The organism is Streptomyces sp. NPDC054813, assembly GCF_053611365.1.
The window spans coordinates 506,018-517,447 of sequence record NZ_JBSHAF010000001.1 but is presented as its reverse complement, the minus strand read 5'-3'; the positions used below and the strand labels follow the sequence as shown (position 1 = coordinate 517,447).

Genomic DNA, 11,430 nt, shown 5'->3' with positions numbered 1-11,430 from the left:
CGTGGGGGGGGGGGGGGGGGTGGGGGGGGGGGGGGGGGGGGGGGGGGGGGGGGGGGGGGGGGGGGGGGGGGCCCCCCCCCCCCACCCCCGTGCCCGGTGTTACGCGGCGGCGGTCGCGGTCCGCAGGCTCAGCGGGCGCATGTCGGTCCAGGTGCGCTCGATGTGGTCGAGGCAGTCCTCCTTCGGACCGCTGACGCCGACCGCGCGCCAGCCCTGCGGGATGCCGCGGTCCGCGGCCCAGACCGAGTACTGCTCCTCGTCGTTGACGACCACGAGCCACTGCTGGGAGTTCTGCTGCATGACGATTCTCCGATCGTGTTCTGAAGGTGATTCAGGGATGGGTGTGCATCGGGTGGTGCGGACGGGGCGTGGGAACGGTCCGTCGGATCGGTCGGTCGGCCCGTCGGTCTGTGGGTTTGTGGGTCTGTGGGTCTGTGAGGTTGTCGGTCTGCCGGTCGGCTCAGGCGGCGGCCGGCCGCGGTGCCAGGAGGTTGCGGAAGACCGCCAGGGCGCGGTCGACGTCGGCGCCGTCCACCCCGGCGTGGGTGACCGCCCGGATCCGGCCGCGGCCCAGTTCGGCGAGGCGTACGCCGTCCTCCCAGGCCCGCTCGATGAACCGGGCCTGGCTCAGGCCGGGCGCCTCGACGCGGAAGAACACCATGTTGGTCTCGACCGGCTCCACCACGACCCCGGGCAGCGCGGCGAGCCCTTCGGCCAGCCGGCGCGCCGTCGCGTGGTCGTCGCCGAGCCGGGCCGTCATCTCCCGCAGCGCGACCAGCCCGGCGGCGGCCAGCAGCCCGGCCTGCCGCATGCCGCCGCCCAGCATCTTGCGGATCCGGCGTACGGAGCGGATGAACTCGGTGCTGCCGGCGACCATCGACCCGACCGGCGCGGACAGCCCCTTCGACAGGCAGAACTGCACCGAGTCCGCGTATCCGGCGATGACATGGACGGGGACGCCGAGGACGAGCGCCGCGTTGAAGATGCGGGCCCCGTCCAGATGCACCGCCACCCCGCGGGCTCGGGCCAGGTCGCGCAGTTCGGCCAGGTACTCCAGCGGCAGCACCCGCCCGCCGCAGCGGTTCTGCGGGTTCTCCACGCACAGCAGGGCGGGCAGCGCGAACTGCGGGTCCTCGGGATCCTCGGGGAAGGCGGCCTCGATGTCGGCGACCGCCATGGTGCCGTCGGGGCGGTTGGCCACCGGTTCGACGATCACGCCGCCGCAGTAGGAGGCCCCGCCGGCCTCGTAGACGTAGATGTCGGACTCGGCGCCCGCGAGGGCCTTGGTGCCGCGCGGGCAGTGGGCGAGCAGGGCGGCCAGGTTGCCCATCGTGCCGCTCGGCATGAAACAGGCGTCCTCCATGCCGAGGAGCTTGGCGGCGAGCTCCTCCAGCTCGCGGGCGGTCGGGTCCTCGCCGTAGACGTCGTCGCCGAGCGGGGCTCTGGTCATCTCCGCCAGCATCCGGGCGGTCGGCAGGGTGAAGGTGTCGCTGCGGAGTTCGACGACGGGTGCCGCGGAGGCGGCGCGGTCAGGGCTCGTCATGGAAGGCATCCTTCGGTTCGGGTCCGGCGGTCGCGGGGGTCTGCTCGGTCCTGCCGTGCACCAGGGCCACGGCGTCCCGCAGCCGCTCGTCGGCGTCGAGCCAGCGGGCGGTCTCCTTCGCCAGCCGGGTGCGGTGGTCCTCCCAGCGCAGGGTGAGCGGTTCGTGGCAGCGCCGGAACGAGGCGGGTCCGGGGCCGCCGCCGAACTCCGCCGCCCACCACACGCTCTGCGGCCTCAGGTCGTAGGACTCGCCGTCCGGCACCTGGCCGTGCGTGTCCAGGGCGGCGCCCAGCGAGTCGGCCCGTCCCTCCACGACGGCGAGGGCGGCCTCCCCGACCTGGTGGTGGGCCCGCCGGAACGGCACCCCCTGGCGCACCAGCCACTCGGCGGTGGCGGTCGCGTGGGTCAGCCCCTCGGTCGCCCGGGCGGCCATGGCCCGGGGCACCGGCCGGGCCCCGTCGTAGGCCAGCCGCAGGATCTTCACCGCGTCCACGGTGGCGTCCAGGGCCGGCATCACATGGGTCATCGCCTCGGTGCCGACCGCGATGGAGTTGGTGAACGGCGTGCCCCGCATCGCGCTCGCGGCGGCGGTCAGCCCGCCGAGGGCGGCCGCGGACTTGCCCTGCACATGCTCCAGGACGAACGCGTTGCGCTTCTGCGGCATCATCGAGCTCGACCCGACCAGGCCGTCGGGGATCGTCACCAGCCCGAACTCGGCGCTCGACCACATCAGCAGGTCGAGGGCGGCCCGGTCCAGCGTGACCCCCAGCACCACGGCCGCCGTCAGCATCCGCAGCGCGGGGGCCCGGGTCGCGATGGCGTCGACCGAGTTGCGCACCGGCTCGCCGAAGCCGAGGAGTTCGGCCGTGCGCGCCGGGTTGATCGGGACGGTCGTGCCGCCGATCGAGCCGGCGCCCAGCGGACACCGCTCCAGCCCCTCGCCGGCCTGGGCCAGGGCCCGGGCGTCCCGCTCGAAGGTCTGCGCCAGCCCCAGCAGGTAGTGGCCGTAGGTGACCGGCACGGCCGCCTGGAAGTGGGTGTAGGCGGGCATGAGCACTTCGCGGTACTCGTGGGCGCGTTCCAGCAACACCCGGCCCAGTTCGGCCAGTTCCTCCGACAGCCGGCGGTACGGTTCGCGCAGCGCCAGCTGGAGGCAGGTGACGCCGAGGTCGTTGCGGGAGCGGCCGGTCTGCAGGACCCCGCCGGTCTCCTCGCCGAGGGTCTCGATCAGATGGGATTCGTAGGCCAGGTAGAGACCGCGGGGGGCGGGCCGGGTCTCCAGCGGTGCGTAGTCCCGCTCGCGCAGCTCCGTGACCGCCGCCAGCAGGGCGGAGGCGGTCGCCGCGCCGATGATGCGGCGCTCGGCCAGCATGACGACGTGCGCGAGGTCGACATGGGTGATCCGGTCGAGTTCGCTCTTCCAGGCGGGCCGCGGCGGATCGCGCCGCTCCAGCAGCATGCGGCGGATCTCGGGGGAGGCGGCGGTGCGCAGGCGGCCGGAGTCCGTCATGCCGGCACCTCCTCACGGACGGCGAGGGACGGTCTGATCCGGCGTACGCCCTCGTCGGCGGCGGCCGCGGCCTCGGCCGCGGAGGCGCCACGGGCCAGCACGTGCCCGATCCGGTCCCGGAAGTCGCCGGCCACGACGATCTCTGCGCCGGGCTCCCGGTAGGTCTCCACGTCGACCACGCCGGGGACGGCACAGGCCTGTGCCACCCCGTCGATGCCGCGCAGTTCGCCGCTGCCCTCGGCCACGACGAAGCGGATCGCGGCCCCCCGGACCACGGTGGCGGCCACCGGCACCGGCCGGCCGCTGTACGCCGCGACCGTCCCCAGGATCAGGTCGGTCCCGGTCGCCTCCCGGACCAGCCGGGGGATCCAGCCGCCCGCCAGCCGGGGGTTGACCTCGATCAGCACGGGTCCCTCGGAGCCGACACGCAGTTCCACGTGGGCCGGACCGAGGGCGATCCCGAGGGCCCGTACGGCGGCCTCCGCGGCCTCGGTGACGGCCTCGCGGTCGGCCGCCGCGAGCGGGGCGGGGAAGTCGTGCCCCGTCTCCACGAACAGCGGCGGTGCCCCCAGGTGCTTGGCGGTGATCCCGGCCACCGAGCCGTCGAGGACCTCCGCCGAGTACTCCGGGCCGCTCACGTACTCCTCGACCGTGACCCGGCGCGGCACCGGCCGGCCGCGCTCGTTGAACCCGCGGGCCAGCAGCTCGCGGGCGTGCCCGGCCGCCTGCGCGGGGTCCGCGCACAGCACCACCCCGAGGCTGCCGCTGCCCGTTACCGGCTTGACCACCACCGGGTAGCCGGTCTCCGCGGCCGCGGCCAGGACCTCCTCGACCGTGCCGGCCACGGTGAACCGGGGCACCCGCACCCCGGCCGCGGCGAGCCGGGCCCGCTGCGCGCCCTTGTCACGGACCGCGGCCAGGTCGGCGGGGGAGTTCGCGGGCAGCCCGAGGGCGGTGGCCGCGGCGGCCGCGGTCTCCACGTAGTAGTCGGAACTGGTGGCGACGCCCACGACGCGCCGCCCGCCGCCGCCCAGGCTCCGGCAGGCGTCGACCACCGCCTCGACGCTGTCGGTGTCGGTACGGACCACCTCGGCACCGCCCACCGAGGCGTACCGGGACGGATCGGCGGCGAGCAGCGCCGGGTGCAGGCCGAGCGCGCGGGCCGCCGCCGGGAACAGCCGTCCCGTCCCGGTGGTGTTGCTCTCGACGAGGACGAAGACCTCCCGGATCATGCGGTCACCCCTTCCGCGAGGGCGACGACCTCGTCACGGGTACGGCGGTGCCAGGAGAACCGGGACCAGGCGCCGCCGACCTCGGTCGGATGGTCCAGCGTGCCGGGCCCGTCGGGCGGCGGCGCGGCGAGGAAGCCGTTGCGGCGCAGCCACACGTCGTTGTGCACGGTGTTGGTGTAGCGGTGGCCCTCGTCGGGGAAGAGCGCCATCACCCGCAGCTCCGGGTGCTGTTCGGCGTACCACTGCGCCACGTGGTGCGCGGCGCCGCTGGTCGGCCCCATGTACAGGGCGTGCTCGGCGTGCAGCCGGCGGGTCGCGGTGAACGCGGTCGCGGCGTCCAGCCAGTGGATCTCGTCGAACAGGGTGTGCTCCAGGACGGGCGGCACCAGGCCGTTGCCCAGACCGCGCAGCTGCCGCGGCCCGGCGGGCGCGCCGAACAGCACACTGCCCGGGGTGTCCACGCCGATCAGCTTCAGCTCCGGGTTCAGCGCCCGCAGGAACGAGCCGATCCCGGACGACGAACCGCCCGAGCCCACCGGGCAGACCAGCGCGTCGAACGTGCCCGTGCTCTCCAGCAGCAGCTCGGCGACGGCCCCGTACGACACCGGGTTGAGCGGATTGTCGTACTGGCCGGGTGTGTAGTACGAACCCAGCCGCGCCTGGATGCGGGCCACCCGGTCCAGCCGGGCCTGCTGCACGCCACGGGTGCGCAGCTCCGGACCCGAGACGATGCTCACCCGGGCGCCCAGCGCCTCCAGCCGCCGGCGCAGCGGCGGTTCGATCGCCGGGTCCCCGACGAGGACCAGCGGGATCCCCTTGAGCCGGCACACCATCGCGAGCCCGAGCCCGAAGGTGCCGGACGTGGTCTCCACGACCGTGGTGTCCTCGGTGAGTTCACCGGTCTCGATGGCACTGGTGAGGATGAACTGCGCGGGCAGCAGCTTCATCAGATGGAAGGCGGCCCCGAACACGTTGGGCCCGACCTGGATGACCTTGGGCAGGACGTGGCCGTCGACCACGCTCGTGAAGGCCCTACGACTGGTGTGCGTACGGGACATGAGAGTCGCTCCCGGCGATATAGCGCCAATGGTCGGTGATACGCAGTGCGGAGAGCCGGCGGGCGGCCAGCGCCAGGCGCTGCTCCAGCCCCGGCTGGTGGGGTGCGAAGAGCAGCCCGGCGACCGTGCCGCTGTGCGCCACCTGGACGCCCAGCGCCTCGGTCTCGTCGGCGATCTCCAGCACCCGGTCGAAACGCGGCACCGGAAGGAACCGCTGGTTGATACGGGCGCTCGCGGTGGAGATACGGCCCAGCTCCCGGTGGTCACCGCTCGCCACGGCGCGGCGCATCAGGCCGCGCAGCGCGCGGAAGCACTCGATCTCCCAGGCGCTGTACCGCGCCCGCGGCAGCGCCAGCGTGTCGATCTCCTGGTCCGCCGAGGAGAAGCCGAGCACCGCCAGTGGCGGCACCGGCCGGTGGAAGTCCTCGATGACCGCGCCCTCGCGGTGCGCGAACAGCAGCATCCGGTCGAAGTAGATCAGGGGGTCGGTGGCGGCCTCGGCGGCCACCGCGATCCGGGCGATCCGCTCCGGCGCGAGGTGCCGGCCGACCGCCGACAGCACCGCGAGGATCGCCGCCGTCACGTCGCTGGTCGACGAGCCCAGGCCGCGGCCCACGGCGACGTCGCCGCGCAGCTCCAGCTCACCGCCGTAGGCGCCCATGCCGAGCACCTCCAGCGTGCTGCGGGCGGCGTCCAGGGCCTTGGTCTTCCACGCCGGGGTGACCGTCAGCTCCGGCTCCCACCGGCTCAGCCGCACCGTGGCGTTGCTGGCGAACAGGGGGCAGGGCAGGGTCACCAGGCCGCGGCGGAGCCTGCCGTCGTCCTCGAACACCCCCTGGAGCAGTTCACCGTGGTGGCTGGGGGCGGTTCCGGTGCCCATGAGCACACCGTGCTCCAGGTCCGGGGGCACCAACTCCATCTGTGCCTGGCCGTGCGCGTCCTGTGCGGACAGCACGTCCTGGCTCTGCACGCCGATCTTCACCTACGCCTCCTCGAACGTACGAGTCTGGGAATGGAGGTATCGCGTGCCGCCCCGCCGGGCGGCGGCCGGGGCCGCGGGGCCGTGCGGGCCCCGCGTCCTGCCGGCGTCGTTGCTTGTCATGCGTCGTCATGCGTCCGCGGACGGGCGCGCGGCGGGCGCCGCGGCCTGGTGGGGGCGGACGATCTCGGCGATCCGCGCGGCCAGTTCACCGACGTGCGGCGGGTGCACCATGTCGTGGTGGTTGCCCGGCACCGGGACGGTGCCGACCCGGCCGCGGGTCAGCGCCTGCCATGCGTCCGGGTCGACGTCGGGGCTCTTGAGGGTCGGGTGGGACTCGGAGACGGTGATCAGGTGGATGTCCGCGTCGATGACCGCGCCGGGCCGGTAGCGCCCGGCGGCCTCCCCGTTGGCGCGGGCCACGTCGACCATGCGGCGCACGGCCGTCGACTCGATCCGGTCGGGCAGCCGGCCGGCCTGGTGGGACTGCCGGACCAGGGCGGCGATGAGCGCGTTGTCGTCCAGTTCGTCCATCTCGTCGGACGACAGTCCGGCGTCGGCCCCGAACCGGGAGAGCACGTCCTCGTCGCCGACCAGGTCCGCCGACCCGGGCACCGGGGAGTCCAGCAGCACCAGCGCGCCGACCGGCCGCCCCGCCCGCTCCAGACGCACCGCCATCTCGAACGCCACCACACCGCCGAACGACCAGCCGCCGAGCAGTACCGGCCCCTCGGGGGACAGCTCCGCGATCTCGGTCAGATAGCGGTCCGCGATCTCCTCGACCGAACGCAGCGGGGCCGCCTCGGTGTTGTAGCCGACCGCCTCGACGCCGTACAGGTCGACGCTGCCCTCCAGCTCCCGGGCCAGGCCCATGTAGGAGCTGACGCCGCCGCCGTGCGGGTGGACCAGGAACAGCGGTGATCCGGTGGCGGGCGCGGCCGACGCCAGGGGCACCAGCAGCCGTTCGGAGACCGCGGACAGTCCGGGCAGCGCGCCGCACAGCGCCTCGATCGTCGGCGCCCGGAAGAACGTGCTCAGCGGCACGCTCACGCCCAGCTCCCGCCGTACCGCCTCGACCAGTTCGAACGCGCTCAGCGAGTTGCCGCCCGCGGCGAAGAAGTCGTCGCGCACCCCCACCGGGGACCGGCCGAGGACCCGCTCGCAGATCGAGGTGACCCGCAGCTCCAGCGAGTCCCGGGGCGCGACGGGCTCGGCGCCCGCCTCCGCGGCCGGCTCGGGCAGCTGCTTGCGGTCCACCTTGCCGTTCGGCGTCAGCGGCATGTGGTCCAGGCCCACCAGCACGGCCGGGACCATGTACTGCGGCAGCCGCTCCCGCAGGAAGCCGCGGAGTCCGGGCTCGTCGGGCTCGTCCCGCCAGGAGACGTAGCCGACGATCCGCCGGGCCATGTCCTCGCCCGCCGTGATCACCGCGGCCCGCGCCACCGCCGGGTGGCGCTGGAGGACCGCCTCGATCTCGCCGAGCTCGATCCGGTGGCCGCGGATCTTGACCTGGGTGTCCTCCCGGCCGATGAACTCCAGTGTCCCGTCGGGCCGTCGGCGGCCCAGGTCGCCGGTGCGGTAGAGCCGGCCGCCGGCGCCGAACGGGTCCGGCACGAACCGCTCCGCGGTGAGCCCGGCCCGCCCGGAGTAGCCGCGGGTGACCCCCGAGCCGCCGATGACCAGCTCGCCGACGGCCCCGATCGGCACCAGCCGCATCCGGTCGTCCACCACGTGCACCTGGGTGTTGGCGATCGGCAGGCCGATCGACACCGGCTCCGCGGAACCGTCCGGGGCGATCCGGTGCAGGGTCGAGTAGACGCTGGTCTCGGTCGGGCCGTACACGTTCCACAGCCGCGACACCCGCGGCGCCAGCTCCCGGGCCAGCTGCGCGGAGAGCGCCTCGCCGCCGGAGACGGCCTGGAGGTCGCCGCCCTGCCAGCCGCTGAGCAGCAGCAGATGCCAGGTGGCCGGGGTGGCCGCCATGACCGTCGCCCGCTCCGCCGCGAGGACCCCGGCCAGCGCGGCGCCGTCGGCGGAGGTCTCCCGGTCCACGACGACCACCCGGGCGCCACGGACCAGCGGGACGAACAGCTCCAGTATCGACGCGTCGAACGCCACGGTGGTCACCGCGCACAGCACGTCGTCACCGCAGAGCCCGAGGGTACGGCCGATGTCCTCGACGAAGTTCACCAGACCGCGGTGGGGGACCATCACGCCCTTGGGGCGCCCCGTCGAACCGGACGTGTAGATCACATAGGCCAGGTCGTCCGGCCGGACCCGAACCGCCATCGGTGTCGCCCCGGCCGGGACCGGCGGTGGCGCCCCGACGTCGACGACCCGCACGTCCGTGTCCAGGCCCAGCCCGGCCACCAGCTCCGGACGGCCCAGCAGCAGCCGGGCCCCGCTGTCGGCCAGCACGTACGCCAGCCGGTCCACCGGATAGTCGGACTCCAGGGGGAGATAGGCCGCACCGGCCTTGAGGACCGCGAGCAGCGCGACCAGCAGGTCCGGGGACCGCTCGACCATCACGCCCACCGGGGCGTCCTGCCCCGCGCCCTCGGCCCGCAGCACATCGGCCAGCGCCGAGGCCCGCCGCACCAGTTCGGCGTACGTGATCTCCTCGCCGTCCAGGCCCCGCACGGCGACCGCGTCCGGAGTGCGCTCGGCCTGCCGGTCCACCAGGTCGGGCAGCAGCAGCGGCGACTCCGGGACGGCGGTGTCGTTCCAGTCGGAGAGCAGCAGCCGCTCCTCGGCCGGCGCGAGCAGGTCCAGATCACCGATCCGGGTCTCCGGCCGCGCCACCGCGTGCGCCAGGATCCGCCGGTAGTGCTCGGCGAACCGGGCCACGGTCCCGGACTCGAACAACTCGGTCGCGTAGGAGATCAGCACCTCCATCCGCCGGCCCTGCGTCACCACGGTGACGTCCAGGTCGAAGCGGGCGGTGTCCGCCTCCACCGGCAGCGACCTGACCGACACCCCGGGCAGCCGCAACTGCGAGGTCTGCTCCTCGACCAGGTTGAACAGCAGCTGGAACAGCGGGTTGCGGCTCAGATCGCGCTCCGGCCGCAACTCGTCGACCAGCACGTCGAACGGCACGCCCTGGTGCTCGTACGCCTCCAGAGTGGTGCCACGGACCCGGGAGAGCAGCTCGGCGAAGGTCGGGTTCCCCTCCAGGTCGGTGCGGAGCAGCACGGTGTTGACGAAGAACCCGATCAGGCCCTCCGTCTCCTGGAGCGTCCGGCCGGACATCGGGACGCCGACCGTCACGTCCCGGCTCCCGGAGTGCCGGGACACCAGGGCCGCGAACGCCGAGAACAGCACCATGAACGGCGTCACGCGGTACCGCTGGGCGAGTTCCCGCACCCCGTCGGCGACCCCGGGGTCGATCACATGGGACACCCGGGCGCCCGCGCCGCCGCGCACCGCGGGCCGCGCCCGGTCGCCGCGCAGCTCGGTCGGGGTCGCCCCGGCCATGGTCCGCTTCCAGTGCTCCACCTCGGCGGCCGACTCCGGCGTCTCCAGCTGCCGCGCGGCCCGCTCCGCGTAGTCCGCGTACTGGATCGGCAGCTCCGCCAGCTCCGGGCGGCTGCCCGCGGTCAACGCCGCGTAGGCCTGCGACAGTTCCTGCCAGAGGATCTGCATCGACGCGGCGTCCACGGCGATGTGGTGCACGACCACGGTGAACAGATGGCGCTGCTCCGGCAGTTCGGTCAGCCGTGCCCGCAGCCACGGACCGGCGGCGAGGTCGAACCGGCCGCCGATGTCCGCCTCGCTCAGCCGGTACGCCTCCTCGTACGCCGGCCCGACGGCCAGATAGCGCAGGTTCGTCCGCTGCAGCCGGACCGCCGATGCCGGGCCGACCCGGAGCCGCGGACCGCCGGTGGCGTCCTGCACCACCCGGGACCGCAGGATGGTGTGCCGCTCCACGACCAGCCGCAGCGCCGCCGCGAGCGCGTCCGCGTCCAGCGGGCCGGACAGCTCGAAGACCTGCGCCATGTTGTACTCGACGAGCTCGGGACGGAGGTGTTCGAGCAGCCACACCCGTCGCTGCGCCGCCGACAGCGGAGCGTCCACGGCGGGACCGGGGCCGGTCTGCCGCCGCACGGTGTCCACCGCGCGTTCCACGATCGGACTTGTCGTCATCAGGGGGTCCTCCCGTCGGCCGTACCGGACGCGGGCAGGAGGTGTCCGACCGCTTCGGCCATGGTGTGGATGGTGGGGTTGTCGAAGATGAGGGCGAGCGGGATGTCGGGGGACAGGGCGGTCCGGAGCCGGGAGACGATCCGGGTGGCCAGCAGCGAATGCCCGCCCAGGGCGAAGAAGTTGGCGTGGATGTCCAGGTCCGGCCGGCCCAGCACCTCCGCCCAGATCCCGGCGACCAGCTCCTCGGCCGCCCCGCTCGCCCGCGTCGCCGTCTCCTCGGCGGCGGCCTTCGGCTCGGGGAGGGCGCGGTGGTCGGTCTTGCCGTTGGCGTTGACGGGGATGCGGTCCAGCACGGTGATGCTGGAGGGGATCATGTAGAGGGGGAGCTGGTCGCCGAGGTGGGTGTTGAGGTCGGTGAGCAGGTCCTCCTCTGTTCCGTGGTGTCGGGTGGTGATGTAGGCGGCGAGGCGGTGGTCGCCGGGGGTGGGTTCCCATTTGGTGACGACGGCGTCGTGGACATGGGGGTGGCGGCGGAGGGTGTGTTCGATCTCGGCGGGTTCGATGCGGATGCCGCGGATCTTGACCTGGCTGTCCGCACGCCCCAGGAAGACCAGCGACCCGTCCGGGCGCCGGATGCCACGGTCACCCGTGCGGTAGAGCCGTACGCCCGGCACCTCCGGGTGCGGCAGGAAGGCCGCCGCGGTCTTGCGGGCGTCGCCGAGATAGCCGCGGGCCAGACCGACGCCGGCCAGGTACAGCTCACCGGGGATGCCGTCCGGGACGGGGTTGAGGTGCTCGTCCAGGAGGAGCACCTCGTTGTTGGCGATGGCACGGCCCAGCGGGACGTCCGCGTCGTGGTCGTCGGTGGTGCAGGTGTGGCTGGTGGAGTCGATGGAGACTTCGGTGGCGCCCCATTGGTTGTGGAGGTGGGCTCCGGTGGGGGCGAGGCGTTGGTGGAATTTGGT

Annotated in this window: 8 protein-coding genes; all 8 read right to left on the bottom strand. The window is 74.0% G+C overall.

The features are described from left to right. Nucleotides 1-99: 99 nt before the first annotated feature. On the bottom strand, nucleotides 100-300 hold the full coding sequence (locus tag ACWGJB_RS02260; protein WP_450764813.1) for an MbtH family protein: 201 nt from the start codon (nucleotides 298-300) through the stop codon (nucleotides 100-102). A 160-nt stretch (nucleotides 301-460) separates the two neighbouring features. Then, a complete protein-coding gene (locus ACWGJB_RS02255; protein WP_453378374.1) occupies nucleotides 461-1,543 on the bottom strand; it encodes a GntG family PLP-dependent aldolase in 1,083 nt (360 codons plus the stop codon). Next, nucleotides 1,530-3,053, bottom strand: coding sequence for a lyase family protein (locus ACWGJB_RS02250; RefSeq protein ID WP_453378373.1), 1,524 nt, complete (start codon nucleotides 3,051-3,053; stop codon nucleotides 1,530-1,532). The genes ACWGJB_RS02255 and ACWGJB_RS02250 overlap by 14 nt, the downstream gene beginning before the upstream one ends. Next, nucleotides 3,050-4,285, bottom strand: a complete 1,236-nt coding sequence (locus ACWGJB_RS02245) for an ATP-grasp domain-containing protein (protein WP_453378372.1) — start codon at nucleotides 4,283-4,285, stop codon at nucleotides 3,050-3,052. Before ACWGJB_RS02245 ends, ACWGJB_RS02250 begins: the two co-directional genes overlap by 4 nt. Then, nucleotides 4,282-5,343 carry a pyridoxal-phosphate dependent enzyme gene (locus tag ACWGJB_RS02240; RefSeq protein ID WP_369226556.1) on the bottom strand — a complete coding sequence of 354 codons (1,062 nt, stop codon included), beginning with the start codon at nucleotides 5,341-5,343 and terminating at the stop codon, nucleotides 4,282-4,284. The genes ACWGJB_RS02245 and ACWGJB_RS02240 overlap by 4 nt, the downstream gene beginning before the upstream one ends. Beyond that, complete coding sequence (locus tag ACWGJB_RS02235) at nucleotides 5,318-6,325, bottom strand: GHMP family kinase ATP-binding protein (protein WP_453378371.1); 1,008 nt, start codon at nucleotides 6,323-6,325, stop codon at nucleotides 5,318-5,320. Before ACWGJB_RS02235 ends, ACWGJB_RS02240 begins: the two co-directional genes overlap by 26 nt. A 126-nt stretch (nucleotides 6,326-6,451) precedes the next feature. Continuing rightward, on the bottom strand, nucleotides 6,452-10,465 hold the full coding sequence (locus tag ACWGJB_RS02230; protein ID WP_453378370.1) for a non-ribosomal peptide synthetase: 4,014 nt from the start codon (nucleotides 10,463-10,465) through the stop codon (nucleotides 6,452-6,454). Beyond that, nucleotides 10,465-11,430: non-ribosomal peptide synthetase (locus tag ACWGJB_RS02225; protein ID WP_453378369.1), on the bottom strand; the 966-nt coding region annotated here is incomplete at its 5' end. The genes ACWGJB_RS02230 and ACWGJB_RS02225, both read right to left, overlap by 1 nt.